Origin of the sequence: Massilia sp. PWRC2, from assembly GCF_049896725.1 — a bacterium.
GTDB lineage: Bacteria > Pseudomonadota > Gammaproteobacteria > Burkholderiales > Burkholderiaceae_D > JAFCUW01.
Map to the genome: position 1 here is coordinate 338,734 of NZ_JAFCUW010000001.1, position 15,191 is coordinate 353,924.

Here is a 15,191-nt window from a genome sequence, read left to right on the forward strand (position 1 = left end):
AACTCCTTGATTGGGAGGCGCATGATGCACTGCCTGTCATTTCCATGTCGCACGACAGCTTGTCAACGAGCATCAGCGCCGCGCACGTCCAGCTGGCGCGCCCAGGCCGGCACTGCCGCGCGCCAGAAATCGGCCAGGCGAGCGCACGGCGAAAGGCCCAGGCCGAGCGCCTGCGCCGCCGCCATCAGTGCGCCGACCGCCTCGGCTTGGCCAGCCGGCGTCAGCGCCGGCGCCCCCGTCTGCTTCGAGTATTTCTCGCCCAGTGCGTTGCGCAGCACCGGCACGTGCAGGTAACGGGGCGTCGGCAGCGCCAGCAGCTGTTGCAGATAAATTTGGCGGGCGGTCGAATCGAGCAGGTCGTCGCCACGGACGACATCGCTGACCGCCTGCTCGGCGTCATCGACCACCACCGCCAGCTGGTAGGCCCAGTAGCCGTCGGCGCGTTTTAATACAAAGTCGCCAGCGTCGCGCGCCAGCTGCGCGGTGACGGCGCCGGCGAAGCGGTCGACAAAGCCGATGCGATCGAACGGCGCCTCGGGCACCCGCAGGCGCAGGCTGCGCGCGGCGCGGCCGGGAGCGAGCCCATGGCGGCAGGTGCCGGCATAGATGACGGCACCATCGGCAGCGATGGCGCTGCGCGAATCGGCGATCTCGCGGCGGTTGCAGCCGCACGGATAGACCAGCGGTCCCAGTCGCCCGGCCGCTGCCTGGTACAACGCGGCGCGCGCGCTCTGCCAGAGAACTTCGCCATCCCAGTGCATGCCGAGCCGGGCCAGCAGCGCGAGCGCCGCAGCGCCGGCGCCGGCCACCGTGCGGCCCTCGTCGACATCTTCGATGCGCAGCAGCCATTGGCCGTGATGCACGCGCGCATCGAGATAGCTGGCCAGCGCCGCCACCAGCGAACCGGCATGCAGCGGACCGGTCGGCGATGGCGCAAAACGCCCGATGTAGCCCGTGCCCCGCATTTATTTGGCAGGTGCCCCGGACGCGTGCTGGCCGATCAGCGTCGTTACTGCCTTGGCGAGCTCGTTCGGCACTGCCATCGATAATTGATAATGTTCGATGGCGAATCGGCTGCCGCTGCCGCTGCCGGTAGCCCTGAGCACGCCGCTGGCCTGGCATGGCCCCATCTGGGTATCGAGCAATTCGTCGAACCAGATCGTCTTGCCGTCAATGCTGGTGTAGACATTGCGGCGCGTGGCCTTGAAGGCCCACGCCGTCTTGCCGGCAAAATACGGCGCCGCCCATTTTTTGAAGGCAGCCTTGTGCCACAGCTCCGACCGGTCGGTACCGATGTAGACACCGTCGGCGGCGATCTTGTCGAAATAAGCCATGCGCGCATGGGCGGCGTCATCGTGCCAGGCGTCAACGAAGGCGTTGACTTTGGCGCTGAGGGCAGCGTCGGCGCTGGCAGCCCATCCGCTGGTGGCGCTGAACAACAAACTGCAGGCAAGGATCAGGCGTTTCATGAACTCTCCACATGGTTGGCCGATTGTACACCGGCCTCGCGCCGCTTTTCAGGGGCATAAAAAAAGCGGACCGAAGTCCGCTTTTCAGCTTGTTTGCGCTGAACGCATCAACGCGCGTGAAAATTAACGCTTGTCGACCGCCGGCACATCGCGCACGGTGGCGCCGATGAACAGCTGACGCGGACGACCGATTTTTTGCTCAGGATCGGCAATCATTTCGTTCCACTGGGCGATCCAGCCGATGGTGCGGGCCATGGCGAAGATACCGGTGAACAGCGACACTGGAATGCCCAGCGCCGACTGCACGATGCCCGAGTAGAAGTCGACGTTCGGATAGAGCTTGCGCGAGACGAAGTACTCGTCTTCCAGGGCGATTTTTTCCAGCGCCATGGCCAGCTTGAACAGCGGGTCGTCATGCAGGCCGAGCTCGTCAAGCACCTCGTGGCAGGTTTCGCGCATCAGTTTGGCACGCGGGTCGAAGTTCTTGTAGACGCGGTGACCGAAGCCCATCAGCTTGACGCCCGAGTTCTTGTCCTTGACCTTCTCGATGAAGGCAGGGATGTTCTCGACCGAGCCGATTTCCTTGAGCATGTTGAGGGCCGCCTCGTTGGCGCCGCCGTGGGCAGGGCCCCACAGACAGGCGATGCCGGCAGCGATACAGGCGAACGGGTTGGCGCCCGACGAGCCGGCCAGACGGACGGTCGAGGTCGAGGCATTTTGCTCGTGATCAGCGTGCAGGATCAGGATGCGGTCGAGCGCGCGCACCAGCACGTCGTTGATGACGTACTCTTCGCACGGGTTTCCGAACATCATGCGCATGAAATTGGCGCTGTACGACAGTTCGTTGCGTGGGTAGATGAAGGGCTGGCCGATCGAATATTTGTAGGCCATGGCGACCAGGGTCGGCATCTTGGCGATCAGGCGAATGGCGGAGATTTCACGCTGCTTCGGATCGTTGATGTCGAGCGAGTCGTGGTAGAACGAGGCGAGCGCGCCGACCGTGCCCACCAGTACCGACATCGGGTGCGCATCGCGACGGAAACCGCGGAAGAAAAACTGCATCTGGTCGTGCACCATGGTGTGCTTGGTGACGGTGGCCGAAAACTCCTTGGCCTGGGCGGCATTTGGCAATTCGCCGTTGAGCAGCAGGTAGCAGGTTTCGAGGAAGTCGCAGTTTTCAGCGAGCTGCTCGATTGGATAGCCGCGATACTGCAGCTCGCCCTTGTCGCCATCGATATAGGTGATCGACGAGTTGCAGGCAGCGGTCGACATGAAGCCGGGATCGTAGTTGAACTTGCCGGTCTGGGCATACAGCTTGCGGATATCGATGACGTCCGGGCCGACCGTACCCTTGTAGATTGGCATGTCGATGGCAGCGCTGCCGTCGGAGAACGACAGGGTCGCTTTGGTATCGGAGATATTCATGGCACTTCCTTATGGGATGCGAATCTATTATTAAAAAACGGACCGGGCGACAGGCCCGGCGCGTGCGCTCGCTCGTAACGCGCTGTGCTAACGCTGTTGCTATGCCTGCCGCAAGCGGACCAGCAAGGCATGTACATTCGGCAGATCGAGCTCGCCTTCGGGTTCGCCCCGCGCCAGTATCAGGTCCAGCAGCGGCTGATCGGCCAGATCGATCAGCCGGGTCAGGGCGTCGACATCGTCGTCGCTCAGCGTCGCCTCGTGGGCGTCGAGAAACCGCGTCAGGATCAAGTCGTTTTCAAGCAGCCCCCGGCGGCTGCGCCAGCGCAGGCGGGTGCGGTTGGCCGGGTCGGATTGATGCGTAGTCACAAGTGAGTCCGTTGTTGGGTCAACATCATACTCCGCCTGCCCTGCTTCGGCAGTACGGTAGTATTACTGTAAATAGTGCGTCGCTTCTAATTCTACGAAGCCAGGCAAGGACTAGACAGCGCGACGCACCATCAGTTCCTTGATCTTGCCAATCGCCTTGTTCGGGTTCAGCCCTTTGGGGCAAACGTCGACGCAATTCATGATCGAGTGGCAGCGGAACAGGCGGTACGGATCTTCCAGGTTGTCGAGACGCTCGGCGGTGGCTTCATCGCGCGAATCGGCGATGAAACGGTAGGCTTGCAGCAGGCCGGCCGGACCGACGAACTTGTCCGGATTCCACCAGAACGACGGGCACGACGTCGAACAGCAGGCACACAGGATGCACTCGTACAGGCCGTCGAGCTCTTCGCGCTCGGTGGGGCTTTGCAGGCGCTCTTTTTCAGGGCGGATCGAATCGTTGATCAGATACGGCTTGATCGAATCGTACTGCTTGAAGAACTGCGTCATGTCGACGATCAGATCGCGAATCACCGGCAGACCGGGCAGCGGACGCAGCACGATCGGCTCGGTCAGCTCGTTGAGGTTGGTGGTGCAGGCCAGGCCGTTCTTGCCATTGATATTCATGGCGTCCGAACCGCACACGCCTTCGCGGCACGAGCGGCGCAGCGACAGCGAATCGTCGACGTCGGCCTTGATCCGCTGCAGCGCGTCGAGCAGCATCTTGTCATTGTCTTGCAGCTCGACCGTGACGTCCTGCATGTACGGCTTGGCGTCGGTGTCCGGATCGTAGCGGTAGATTTTCAGTTTTACGGTGCGTGTCATGATCTGACCTTAGAAAGTACGTGGTTTCGGCTTGAAGGTATCGACCGTCAGCGGCTTGGTGATGACCGGCTTGTACTCGAGGCGATTGCCGTCGGAGAACCACAAGGTGTGCTTCATCCACACATCGTCGTCGCGGGTCGGGTGATCGCTCTGCGCGTGGGCGCCGCGCGATTCCTTGCGCGCCAGTGCCGAACTGATGGTGGCCTTGGCCGTTTCGATCAGGTTGTCCAGTTCGAGCGCTTCGACGCGCGCGGTGTTGAACACCTTCGACTTGTCCTTGAAGGAGACGTGCTTGCGGCGCTCGTCGAGCTTCATGATTTCGTTGTAGCCCTGCTGCAGCAGCTCGGTGGTACGGAACACGCCGCAAAACTTTTGCATGGTGGCGCGAATCGCATTGGCGACGTCCTGGACCTTTTCCGTGCCCTGGGAATTTTCCAGCGACTTCAGACGGTTCATGGCGAAATCGGCAGCGCCAGCTGGCAGCGGCTTGTTCTCTTTCGCTTTCAGGTTCGACGCCACCACGTGGTTACCGGCAGCACGGCCGAACACCACCAGGTCGAGCAGCGAATTGGTGCCCAGGCGGTTGGCGCCGTGCACCGAGACGCAGGCGCATTCGCCAATCGCATACAAACCATTGACGACGGCGACCGGGTTGCCATCTTTCGGCGAGACCACCTGACCGTGGATATTCGTTGGAATACCGCCCATCTGATAGTGAATCGTCGGCACCACGGGAATCGGTTCCTTGGTGGCATCGACGTTGGCGAACTTGTGGCCAATTTCCAGGATCGACGGCAAGCGCTTGGCGATCGTCTCGGCGCCGATGTGGCGCAGGTCGAGCAGCACGTGGTCCTTGTTGGGACCGCAGCCGCGGCCTTCCTTGATTTCCTGGTCCATCGAGCGCGATACGAAGTCGCGCGGCGCCAGGTCTTTCAGGGTCGGCGCGTAGCGCTCCATGAAGCGCTCGCCATTGCTGTTGATCAGGATGCCGCCTTCGCCGCGCACGCCTTCGGTGATCAACACGCCGGCACCGGCCACGCCGGTCGGGTGGAACTGCCAGAATTCCATGTCTTGCAGGGGCAGGCCGGCACGCGCCGCCATGCCCATGCCGTCGCCGGTGTTAATAAAGGCGTTGGTCGACGCGGCGAAAATACGACCGGCACCGCCCGTGGCCATGATCGTGGTCTTCGCTTCGAGGATCATGCACTCGCCGGTTTCCATCTCGAGGGCAACGACGCCAATGACGTCGCCGTCCGCATCGCGGATCAGGTCAAGGGCCATCCATTCGACAAAGAAGTGGGTGCGGGCGCGCACGTTGCGCTGGTACAGCGTGTGCAGCAGCGCATGGCCGGTACGGTCGGCGGCGGCGCAGGCGCGCTGCACCGGCTTTTCACCGAAGTTGGCGGTGTGGCCGCCGAACGGACGCTGATAAATCGTGCCATCGGGATTGCGGTCGAACGGCATGCCGAAGTGTTCCAGCTCGTAGACCACTTTCGGTGCTTCGCGGCACATGAATTCGATGGCATCCTGGTCGCCCAGGTAGTCGCCGCCCTTGACGGTGTCAAACATGTGCCAGTACCAGTCGTCCTCGCTCATATTGCCCAGCGAGGCGCCGATGCCGCCCTGCGCTGCCACGGTGTGCGAGCGGGTCGGGAAAACTTTCGACAGCACGGCGACGTTCAGGCCCGCTTCGGCCAGTTGCAGCGACGCGCGCATGCCGGAGCCGCCGGCGCCGATGATGACGGCGTCAAAGCGACGGGTGGGGATTGCAGTTGATGTTGAAAATGCGCTGGCAGCCACGATTACACGCTCCAAAGAATTTGTACAGCCCAGGCGGCGCAGACAACGAGCCACACGATGCTGATGATTTGCAGGGTCAGGCGCAGGCCGACCGACTTGACATAGTCCATCCAGATGTCACGCACGCCGACCCAGGCGTGATAGAACAGGCCGGCCAGGGTGACCAGGCTGAACAGTTTGAACCACTGGCGGGCGAACAGCCCGGCCCAGCCTTCATAAGTAAAATTTTGACCGGTCAAAAAGGCGATCAGCAGGGTGGCCGTGTAGAGCACCATGATGACGGCGGTGACGCGCTGGGCCAGCCAGTCGCGCAGACCGTAGTGGGCGCCGACGACCAAGCGCTTGGGACCGACATTGCTGCCAGCGTTATTGGAAAGTTTGATGTCAGCCATCTCAGAACACTCCGAACAGTTTGAGGGCGGTAATGAAGGTCAGCAGCAGGCTGATGACCAGCACCGTGGCAGCGCTCTGGCGCGACGATTGCTTCTCGATGCCGATATGCACATCCATGCACAGGTGACGGACACCGGCGCAGAAGTGGTGGTAGTACGCCCACAACAAGCCCAGCAGGACCAGCTTCGACAGCGGGTACGACAGGATGCCGGAAAAATACTTGAACGTGTCTTCCGACAGCAAGCTCTGTTGCAGCATGTACAGGATCACCGGCAAGGCAGCGAACATTATAAAACCGCTGATCCGGTGCAGGATCGAGACGATCGCCGCCAGGGTCATGCGATAGTTGCCCAACTCGGTAACATGAATGTTACGGAATTGTGGCCGCTGTTTTTTTGGAGCCTCTCTCACGGCTTCGGACATCAAACACCTCCATTGAAACTACTGACAAGACAAAATGTAAAAACCCGCCATCCGGCGATTTGTTGTACTGCAACAATCTACGCTTCACAGTTTCTGTGATTTCCTGCTTCGTGCACCTTCGTTTGCCCCCGGCATCGCTGCCACAGCCAGCATTTTAATCCCGGCAGCCTTTTTATGCTGACTGTCAAGCAACCCTGGGCGCGCCCCTCGTGCGCCCCTCGTACGCCCGTACAGCGCTGCGACCAACGCGCTTTGCTGCAGCGCACTGCACCGCCATTGACCCCACTATTTGCCTTGCCTGCGAGACAAGACCTGTTCAAGACAAGTCATTTTGATAATGGTGGTGGACCGTCAAATATTGCCCTCGACGCAATTCGACGGCCTTGTCGCCATACGTGAACGACACCCGCTCGGCCTGCAGCAGGGGCGAACCGGGCGCTACTCCCAGCAGCGTGGCGGCATCGTCCGATGCCCCCACGGCGCGCAGCTTTTCGCTGGCGCGGATCATGCGCGTGCCAAATTCCGATTCAAACAGGCCGTACATGGGGCCCTTGTACTGGTCGATGCGCTCGGCCGTGAGGCCCTTGAAGATGGCGCCAGGCAGCCACAGCTCTTCCAGGATGGTGGGGGCGCCATCGAACGACATCAGGCGCTTGATATAGACCACGGCGTCGCCCGACTTCAGGTTGAGCAGCGCCGCCACATCGGGCGGCGCGCGCAGGCGCTTGACATCGATAATCGTGTTGTCGGGATGATGGGGCACGCCGGCGTCGGGCATCAGTTTCAAAAAGCGGAAATGGGCACGCTCTTCGTGGTGGGTGGCGACAAACGTGCCCTTGCCCTGGCGCCGCAGCACCAGGTTTTCTGCCGATAACTCATCGATCGCCTTGCGCACCGTGCCCTGGCTGACCTTGAAACGGCCGGCCAGCTCCACTTCGCTGGGCATCAGCTCGCCCGGCTTCCACTCGCCCGATTGCAGCGATTGCGTCAGCAAGGCCTTGATCTGCTGGTAGAGCGGGCTAAAGGTGGGCAGGCTGGCACCAGCGGACGGGGCGGGCCCGGTGGGGCTGCTGGCGTCGTCGGCACCCGGGGCGGGGAGCGAATTCATAGGCCGCTATTGCACCACAATTGCCCTTCCCAGTCTAGTGAAAATGGGAAAAGTTATATGTCTTATATAAGACATATGATATAAATTGACAGGGGTCGCGCAGGAGCCTACACTCGCGGTCGATCCTGTTTTGCGCGCCGCCGCAGCGGGGCCACCAGCGTGCGCACAGCGGCGCCGGCCCGTGCGCTGCACCCGTTTTTCATCGCCGATGCAGTGCGCCGATGCGACAGGCGCGCGCAGGGGATTTTGGTATGATGTCTGTTTTCCCGAACCGCCCCCTTTACAGACCGGTGCGGGCGTCTTGCAAGGCGCGCCGGCGGATTCGACTGTTTTCTTTCCCACTTTGGAGATTTTCATGGCTAATACACCACTGCGCGTTGCTGTCACCGGCGCCGCCGGCCAGATCGGCTATTCCCTGCTGTTTCGCATCGCCAATGGCGACATGCTCGGCAAAGATCAGCCCGTCATTCTGCAATTGCTGGAAATCGCCGACGAAAAAGCCCAGAAAGCGCTCAAGGGCGTGATGATGGAAATCGACGACTGCGCCTTCCCCCTGCTGGCCGGCATGAGCGCCCACAGCGATCCGCTGACCGCCTTCAAGGATGTCGACTACGCCCTGCTGGTCGGCGCCCGCCCGCGCGGCCCTGGCATGGAACGCAAGGACTTGCTCGAGGCGAACGCACAGATTTTCACGGTGCAGGGCAAAGCGCTCGACGCCGTCGCTTCGCGCAACGTCAAAGTGCTGGTGGTGGGCAATCCTGCCAACACCAATGCCTACATCGCCATGAAATCGGCACCATCGCTGCCAGCGAAAAACTTCACCGCCATGCTGCGCCTGGACCACAACCGCGCGCTGTCGCAAATCGCGGCCAAGACCGGCAAACCTGTTGCTGCCATCGAAAAAATGGCCGTCTGGGGCAACCACTCGCCCAGCATGTACGCCGACTACCGCTTCGCCACCATCGATGGCGCTTCGGTCAAGGACATGATCAACGACGACGCCTGGAACCGCGATACCTTCCTGCCTACCGTGGGTAAACGTGGCGGCGCCATCATCGAAGCGCGTGGCCTGTCGTCGGCCGCCTCGGCCGCCAACGCCGCCATCGACCACATGCACGACTGGCACCTGGGTACGGGCGGCAAATGGACCACCATGGGCATCCCGTCCGATGGTTCGTATGGCATTCCGAAAGACACCATGTTCGGTTTCCCGGTCACCGTCGAACATGGCGAGTACAGCATCGTCCAGGGCCTGACCATCGATGCCTTCTCGCAAGAGCGGATCAACCTGACGCTCAAGGAACTGACCGAAGAGCGCGACGGCGTCGCCCACCTGCTGGCCTAAGTTACCAGCGGCGTCTACGGTGGCAGACCCTGCCCCGCCGGTTCGCCGCCCGCGCCGTGCCGCCTCGAGCGGCACGGCTGCCGTCTCATTCAAATTCGCTCCACTGATTGCCAGCATGCACCCATCCGACGCCCTGTTTCAGGGCAAACGCCAACCGCTGTTGCTGCCGGCCTGCGATCACTACGCGGGTTCGAGCAAACTGATGCGCAGGTCGATGGCGTTGCAGCAAGAACTCGGTCCCGTGTTTGACATCACCTTCGATTGCGAAGACGGTGCCGCCACCGGCTGCGAACTCGAACACGCACGCCTGGTTGCCGAGCTGATCAACAGCGACGGCAACCGCCACGGCCGCATCGGCGCGCGCGTGCACGATGTGCGCAGTCCCCATTTTTCTGCCGACCTCGAAGCCATTGTCGGCGCCGCCGCCGCCAGACTGGCCTACCTGGTCATCCCCAAGGCCGACAGCGTCGCCGACGTCGTCGCCGCCATTGCCGCGATCAACGCGCAGGCGCAGGCGGCCGGTCAGCGCGCAGCGATTCCCGTGCACGTGCTGATCGAAACCCATGGCGCCCTGCACGATGCATGGGAGATTGCCGCCCTGCCCCAGGTCGAGTGCCTGTCGTTTGGCATCATGGATTTTGTCTCTGCCCACTACGGCGCGGTGCCGGCCGCGGCCATGCGCACGCCGGGGCAATTTACCCACCCGCTGGTGGTGCGCGCCAAACTGGCCATTGCCGCTGCCTGCCACGCGCACGGCAAGGTGCCGTCGCACAACGTTACCACCGACATCCGCGACACGGCCGTGGTCGCCAATGACGCCACCCGCGCCGGTGGTGAATTTGGCTACACGCGCATGTGGAGCATCCATCCGGACCAGATCAAACCGATCGTCAAGGCATTCACGCCGCGACTGTCGGAAGTAAGCGAAGCGGCCGCCATCCTCAACGAGGCGGTGCTTGCCAGCTGGGGCCCGATTGCCCAGCATGGCCGAGTGCATGACCGTGCCAGTTACCGTTATTACTGGACGGTGTTGCAGCGTGCCAGGCTGGCAGGCCTGGCATTGCCCGATTCCGCCAATGCGCTATTGGCGCCTGCCGTATCGCCAACCTCTCTACCGGAAGCTAATTCATGTACCTGAACCTGAAAAAAACTCTCCTTGCCACTACCCTCGCCCTGATTGCATTCGGCGTGGGCAGCGCCCCTACTGCCATGGCCGAAAACACCGCCATGGCAGCCCAAAAAGCGCCGGCCAAAAAGAAAGCCAAAGCAGAACCGAAAGAAGAGGAAGCGAGTGCCCCATCGGAAGCCGATGATGGCGACACCATCACCACCGATTACCGCTGCGAACTGGGCAACACGCTGACCATTTTCCAGCATGAAGGCGACGACAGCCACATCGCCCTGCGCTGGAAAAAACGCATTCACCGCCTCGAACGGGTCGGCACCACCACCGGCGCGCTGCGCTTCCAGAACACCAGCTACGGCCTGATCTGGATCGGCATCCCGTCGAAGGGCATGCTGCTCGACGCCAAACTGAACCGCCAGCTGGCCAACGAGTGCAAGAACGCCGAGCAGGAAAAAATCGAGCTGGCAGCCAAGGAAGCCGAAAAACCGGCCGATAGCGCAGCGTCGGCAGCGCACGACAAGGTGGTGCCGGCCGGCGCCGGCGACAAGCAGCCAAAACGCAACCGCCTGGCAGTCCCGCCGAAGTCGAAGCAAAAATCTGAAAGCAATTAAATCAGCACCGGCACCGGCCTGACAGCCGGTGCCATTACCGTTGTTACCGTCATTACCGTCATCAGCAAACAGGTCCACCAACGACACTGCATCAGTTATACCAACAACATTGAAGGAGAGGTCATGTCCCGCAACACCCTGAACACGCTCAAGGATTTCAAATTATCGGCTGGCAAGAAGGGCCAGTTCTATTCGCTGCCGGCGCTGGAAAAAAGCCTGGGCGTGAACATTTCGCGCCTGCCGGTATCGATCCGTATCGTGCTCGAGTCCGTGCTGCGTAACTGCGATGGCAAGAAAGTCACCGAAGAGCATGTACGCCAGCTGGCCAGCTGGGCGCCAAATGGCGACCGCACCGACGAAATTCCGTTCGTCGTCGCCCGCGTGGTGCTGCAAGACTTTACCGGCGTCCCTTTGCTCGCTGACCTCGCTGCCATGCGCAACGTCGCCCACAAGATGGGCATCAACCCGAAAAACATCGAGCCGCTGGTGCCGGTCGACCTGGTGGTCGACCACTCGGTGACCATCGATCACTACCGCGAAAAAGGTGCACTCGACCTCAACATGAAACTGGAATTCTCGCGCAACAACGAGCGTTACCAGTTCATGAAATGGGGCATGCAAGCGTTCGACACCTTCGGCGTGGTGCCGCCCGGCTTCGGCATCGTTCACCAGGTCAACCTCGAGTACCTGGCACGCGGCGTCCACAAGCAGGGCAGCACTTATTTCCCTGACACCCTGGTCGGCACCGACTCGCATACCACCATGATCAACGGTATCGGCGTGGTCGGCTGGGGCGTCGGCGGCATCGAAGCCGAAGCCGGCATGCTCGGTCAACCGGTGTATTTCCTCACCCCCGACGTCATCGGCGTGCACCTGCAGGGTCAACTGCGCGAAGGCTGCACCGCCACCGACCTGGTACTGACCATCACCGAATTGCTGCGCAAGGAAAAAGTGGTCGGCAAGTTTGTCGAGTTCTTCGGCGAAGGCACCGAATCGCTGTCGCTGACCGACCGCGCCACGATCGCCAATATGGCCCCTGAATACGGCGCCACCATGGGCTTCTTCCCGGTCGACGACGCCACCGTCGAATACTTCCAGGGCACTGGCCGCACCGACGACGAAATCACCGCCTTCCAGAATTACTACAAGGCGCAGGGCATGTACGGTATCCCGAAAGCGGGCGACATCGATTACACCCGCATCGTCACGCTCGACCTGGGCACCGTCACGCCTTCGCTGGCAGGTCCGAAACGGCCACAGGACCGTATCGAACTGGGCAACGTCAAATCGAATTTCGCCGAACTGTTTTCCAAGCCGACCACGGAAAACGGCTTCAACAAGGCGGCAGCCGACCTCACCCACACCTACACCACCAGCAATGGCGTGAACGTGAAAAACGGTGACGTCCTGATCGCTGCCATCACCTCGTGCACCAACACCTCGAACCCGAGCGTGATGCTGGCGGCCGGCCTGCTGGCCAAGAAGGCCGTCGAAGCGGGCTTGACCGTCGCACCACACATCAAGACTTCGCTGGCCCCCGGCTCGCGCGTGGTCACCGAATACCTGACCGCCGCCGGCCTGCTGCCGTACATGGAGCAACTGGGCTTTGGCGTGACCGCTTACGGCTGCACCACCTGCATCGGCAATGCCGGCGACCTGACGCCTGAATTGAATGCGGCGATTGCCGACCATGACATCGTCGCCTCGGCCGTGTTGTCGGGCAACCGCAACTTCGAAGCGCGGATCCACCCGAACATCCGTTCGAACTTCCTCGCGTCGCCACCGCTGGTGGTCGCGTACGCCATCGCCGGCAACATGTCGAAAGACTTGATGACCGAACCGGTCGGCAAAGGCACCGGTGGCCGCGACGTCTACCTGGGCGACATCTGGCCGTCCTCGAAAGAAGTCGCTGCCATGATGAAGTTCGCCATGAACGCCGCCGTCTTCAAGAGCAACTACGCCGACGTCAAGAACGCCCCCGGCGCGCTGTGGGAAAAAGTGAGCACCGTCGAGGGTCAGGTCTACAACTGGCCGACCTCGACCTACATCGCCGAGCCACCATTTTTTGATAATTTCAAGATGGTCCCTGAAGCGGCCGCCACCGGCATCACCGGCGCCCGCGCGCTCGGCGTGTTTGGCGACTCGATCACCACCGACCACATCTCGCCGGCCGGTTCGATCCAGGAAAATGGTCCTGCAGGCAAATGGCTCAAAGCCAAGGGCGTGCTCAAGGCCGATTTCAATTCCTACGGTTCACGCCGTGGTAACCACGAAATCATGATGCGCGGCACCTTCGCCAATGTCCGTATCAAAAACCGCATGATCCCGGCCAAGGCCGACGGTTCCGCGGTCGAAGGCGGCATCACCATTCACCAGCCTAGCGGTGAGCAAATGTCGATCTATGACGCTGCCATGAAGTATGTGGACGATGGCGTGCCGACCATGGTGTTCGGCGGCGAAGAATACGGCACCGGTTCGTCGCGCGACTGGGCGGCCAAGGGCACCCAGCTGTTGGGCGTGAAAGCAGTCATCACCCGCTCGTTCGAGCGCATCCATCGCTCCAACCTGGTCGGCATGGGCGTGCTGCCCCTGCAATTCATCGGCGACGACAGCGTGGAAACGCTGGGCATCACCGGCACCGAAGTGTTTGACCTGAAAGGCCTGGAAGGCGAAATCAAGCCGCAGCAGCTGGCCACCCTGGTCATTCACCGTGCCAACGGCGACATCGAGGAAGTGACGGTCTTGCTGCGTATCGACACCCCGATCGAAGTCGATTACTACAAGCACGGCGGCATTCTGCCATTCGTCTTGCGCCAGTTGCTGGCCGCTTAAAGCGCCCCAGCAGTTGCGTGACAAAAGCGCCGGCTGGTCCGGCGTTTTTTTTCGCCCCCTCCTTTGCACGCCGCCGCGGCCGATCACCGCGCGCCTGCGATGGCCACGGTCCGAATCAACTACAATACGCAATCAGAGCGGCCGCGCAGCGCGTCGCTGCACACCGTCGTTTTCATCGCAACACATTACCTAATTCAAGAGCCATGCGTCGTCCATTCAAAGCATCCCCTCCCCGGCTCTCCACCGAAGCCCAGCGCCTGATCGCCCTGTCGCAATCAATTTCCCAATCGGGCAGCCGCCTCGAAGAGCGCGTGCTCGAGCAGCAGCTTGAACTGAGCTTGCAAAAGCTGCTCAAGACGAGCCACCAGGACACCATCGACAATACCCTCAACAGCCTGTTCAAAGATGACCTCAACGCCTATGACGTGCTGCTGGAAAATGCCGAAGCGGTCAGCGAGTCGTCGACCATGACGGAACTGGTCGATGGCGTCGAAACCACCTGGCAGGCGCTGCTGGTAGCGGCGCCCGTGCTGGCCTGGACCCGCTTTTCGATCGGTGCCGGCGCCATCCCGGGCGAACTGCTGACCACGCTGTCAGCGCATTTCGGCGCCCACCTGCTCGCTGCCAACACGCGGCTGGCGCTGGCGCCCCATTTGTATTCGATCGACCAGTTGCCGCACACGCATGCCGAAGCCTATGCCATGACCCACAAGCTGGCGCAATCGGCGTTCAAGGGCAGCCACGTCAAGCCCACCGCCAAGCAGGCGGAAACCGCGCCTTTCCTGGCCGATACGCGCTACCTGCTGGGCGTGGTGGTGGCGCCAAAAGGCGCACCGATTTTCCGTTGGCAAGAAAGCGAGCACCTGGCCCGTTTTGCCGATGAGCGCAGCGCGGCGCTGGGCCAGTGGCGCGAGCAGGCCAGCGCCAGCATCAGCCGCCTGCTGCCCGGCTGCGGCGTCGAACTGCTGCTGCCGGAAGCCTATTATGTCGCCTGCCGCGAAGCGGACAAGCGCATCCGGCCGGTGTCGATCCGCGCCGCCGTTCATTACCTGACGCACACGCTGGGCATCGAGGCGGCCGACCTGCGCGCCGTGGTGGCCGGCTTTGGTGAAGAAAATGCCGACGGTCAGATTGACGAATACCGCGTCGGCTTTACCCTGCGCCAGGAAGCGGACGTCATGTATGGCATCGTCTGGCCCCTGTACGGCCAGGAAGACGAAGACGGCACGCCGGTCGAAGGACTGGCCGCGCTGGGCATGGATGAGACGCAAAAAACGCCGGTCGACGACATCGTCGCCTGCCTGAACGAAGCGGGCATCACCCACATCAAGAAACACGGCGAACGCTATGTGACCGAGTTTTGCGATGACTGCGGCGCGCCCCTGTTTGCCGATCCCACGGGCGAACTGGTACACCCGGAAATGCCGGACGATGCCCCTGCGGGCAACGAGCATTTTCATTGATTGTCGGC

The 15,191-nt window shown here is 61.8% G+C and carries 14 protein-coding genes; 5 read left to right on the forward strand and 9 right to left on the reverse strand.

The window, feature by feature from the left end:
- Positions 1 to 62: 62 nt before the first annotated feature.
- The 9 genes from gluQRS to ACP7BZ_RS01585 all read right to left on the reverse strand — a co-directional run bounded on the left by gluQRS (position 63) and on the right by ACP7BZ_RS01585 (position 7,806).
- Positions 63 to 965 (reverse strand): tRNA glutamyl-Q(34) synthetase GluQRS, encoded by a 903-nt coding sequence (gluQRS, locus tag ACP7BZ_RS01545; RefSeq protein WP_426109881.1) that lies wholly within the window; start codon positions 963 to 965, stop codon positions 63 to 65.
- Positions 966 to 1,469 (reverse strand): nuclear transport factor 2 family protein, encoded by a 504-nt coding sequence (locus ACP7BZ_RS01550; protein ID WP_426109882.1) that lies wholly within the window; start codon positions 1,467 to 1,469, stop codon positions 966 to 968.
- A gap of 123 nt (positions 1,470 to 1,592) precedes the next feature.
- Positions 1,593 to 2,894 carry a citrate synthase gene (gltA, locus tag ACP7BZ_RS01555; RefSeq protein ID WP_426109883.1) on the reverse strand — a complete coding sequence of 434 codons (1,302 nt, stop codon included), beginning with the start codon at positions 2,892 to 2,894 and terminating at the stop codon, positions 1,593 to 1,595.
- A 99-nt stretch (positions 2,895 to 2,993) separates the two neighbouring features.
- Positions 2,994 to 3,260 (reverse strand): succinate dehydrogenase assembly factor 2, encoded by a 267-nt coding sequence (locus ACP7BZ_RS01560; RefSeq protein ID WP_426109884.1) that lies wholly within the window; start codon positions 3,258 to 3,260, stop codon positions 2,994 to 2,996.
- A 111-nt stretch (positions 3,261 to 3,371) separates the two neighbouring features.
- Positions 3,372 to 4,082 carry a succinate dehydrogenase iron-sulfur subunit gene (locus ACP7BZ_RS01565; RefSeq protein ID WP_426109885.1) on the reverse strand — a complete coding sequence of 237 codons (711 nt, stop codon included), beginning with the start codon at positions 4,080 to 4,082 and terminating at the stop codon, positions 3,372 to 3,374.
- A 9-nt stretch (positions 4,083 to 4,091) separates the two neighbouring features.
- The gene (gene sdhA, locus ACP7BZ_RS01570) at positions 4,092 to 5,882 is read right to left on the reverse strand and encodes a succinate dehydrogenase flavoprotein subunit (RefSeq protein WP_426109886.1); all 1,791 of its coding nucleotides are present in this window, start codon (positions 5,880 to 5,882) and stop codon (positions 4,092 to 4,094) included.
- A gap of 2 nt (positions 5,883 to 5,884) precedes the next feature.
- Positions 5,885 to 6,274, reverse strand: coding sequence for a succinate dehydrogenase, hydrophobic membrane anchor protein (gene sdhD, locus ACP7BZ_RS01575; protein WP_426109887.1), 390 nt, complete (start codon positions 6,272 to 6,274; stop codon positions 5,885 to 5,887).
- 1 nt (position 6,275) lies between these two features.
- Positions 6,276 to 6,698: a succinate dehydrogenase, cytochrome b556 subunit gene (sdhC, locus tag ACP7BZ_RS01580; RefSeq protein WP_426109888.1), complete on the reverse strand. Its 423-nt coding sequence runs from the start codon at positions 6,696 to 6,698 to the stop codon at positions 6,276 to 6,278.
- 316 nt (positions 6,699 to 7,014) lie between these two features.
- On the reverse strand, positions 7,015 to 7,806 hold the full coding sequence (locus tag ACP7BZ_RS01585) for a GntR family transcriptional regulator (protein WP_426109889.1): 792 nt from the start codon (positions 7,804 to 7,806) through the stop codon (positions 7,015 to 7,017).
- A gap of 355 nt (positions 7,807 to 8,161) precedes the next feature.
- Here ACP7BZ_RS01585 and ACP7BZ_RS01590 point away from each other — a divergent pair, with 355 nt between their 5' ends.
- The 5 genes from ACP7BZ_RS01590 (at position 8,162) to ACP7BZ_RS01610 (ending at position 15,183) form a co-directional block, all read left to right on the forward strand.
- Entirely contained in the window at positions 8,162 to 9,151 is a 990-nt protein-coding gene (locus tag ACP7BZ_RS01590) for a malate dehydrogenase (protein ID WP_426109890.1), read from the forward strand.
- Between the two features lie 115 nt (positions 9,152 to 9,266).
- A complete protein-coding gene (locus ACP7BZ_RS01595; protein ID WP_426109891.1) occupies positions 9,267 to 10,289 on the forward strand; it encodes an HpcH/HpaI aldolase/citrate lyase family protein in 1,023 nt (340 codons plus the stop codon).
- Positions 10,280 to 10,888, forward strand: coding sequence for a hypothetical protein (locus ACP7BZ_RS01600; RefSeq protein ID WP_426109892.1), 609 nt, complete (start codon positions 10,280 to 10,282; stop codon positions 10,886 to 10,888). Before ACP7BZ_RS01595 ends, ACP7BZ_RS01600 begins: the two co-directional genes overlap by 10 nt.
- Positions 10,889 to 11,011: 123 nt before the next feature.
- Positions 11,012 to 13,720: an aconitate hydratase AcnA gene (acnA, locus tag ACP7BZ_RS01605; protein ID WP_426109893.1), complete on the forward strand. Its 2,709-nt coding sequence runs from the start codon at positions 11,012 to 11,014 to the stop codon at positions 13,718 to 13,720.
- Positions 13,721 to 13,923: 203 nt separating this feature from the next.
- Positions 13,924 to 15,183, forward strand: a complete 1,260-nt coding sequence (locus tag ACP7BZ_RS01610; RefSeq protein ID WP_426109894.1) for a DUF2863 family protein — start codon at positions 13,924 to 13,926, stop codon at positions 15,181 to 15,183.
- Positions 15,184 to 15,191 lie beyond the last annotated feature (8 nt).

What these genes read in the sequence shown, in the direction of transcription:
- ACP7BZ_RS01595 (WP_426109891.1), top strand. Translation starts at nt 9,267, where the DNA reads ATGCACCCATCCGACGCCCTGTTTCAGGGCAAACGCCAACCGCTGTTG.
- ACP7BZ_RS01600 (WP_426109892.1), top strand. Translation starts at nt 10,280, where the DNA reads ATGTACCTGAACCTGAAAAAAACTCTCCTTGCCACTACCCTCGCCCTG.
- sdhC (WP_426109888.1), bottom strand. Translation starts at nt 6,698, where the DNA reads ATGTCCGAAGCCGTGAGAGAGGCTCCAAAAAAACAGCGGCCACAATTC.
- ACP7BZ_RS01565 (WP_426109885.1), bottom strand. Translation starts at nt 4,082, where the DNA reads ATGACACGCACCGTAAAACTGAAAATCTACCGCTACGATCCGGACACC.
- gluQRS (WP_426109881.1), bottom strand. Translation starts at nt 965, where the DNA reads ATGCGGGGCACGGGCTACATCGGGCGTTTTGCGCCATCGCCGACCGGT.
- ACP7BZ_RS01550 (WP_426109882.1), bottom strand. Translation starts at nt 1,469, where the DNA reads ATGAAACGCCTGATCCTTGCCTGCAGTTTGTTGTTCAGCGCCACCAGC.
- sdhD (WP_426109887.1), bottom strand. Translation starts at nt 6,274, where the DNA reads ATGGCTGACATCAAACTTTCCAATAACGCTGGCAGCAATGTCGGTCCC.
- acnA (WP_426109893.1), top strand. Translation starts at nt 11,012, where the DNA reads ATGTCCCGCAACACCCTGAACACGCTCAAGGATTTCAAATTATCGGCT.
- ACP7BZ_RS01585 (WP_426109889.1), bottom strand. Translation starts at nt 7,806, where the DNA reads ATGAATTCGCTCCCCGCCCCGGGTGCCGACGACGCCAGCAGCCCCACC.
- ACP7BZ_RS01590 (WP_426109890.1), top strand. Translation starts at nt 8,162, where the DNA reads ATGGCTAATACACCACTGCGCGTTGCTGTCACCGGCGCCGCCGGCCAG.
- ACP7BZ_RS01610 (WP_426109894.1), top strand. Translation starts at nt 13,924, where the DNA reads ATGCGTCGTCCATTCAAAGCATCCCCTCCCCGGCTCTCCACCGAAGCC.
- gltA (WP_426109883.1), bottom strand. Translation starts at nt 2,894, where the DNA reads ATGAATATCTCCGATACCAAAGCGACCCTGTCGTTCTCCGACGGCAGC.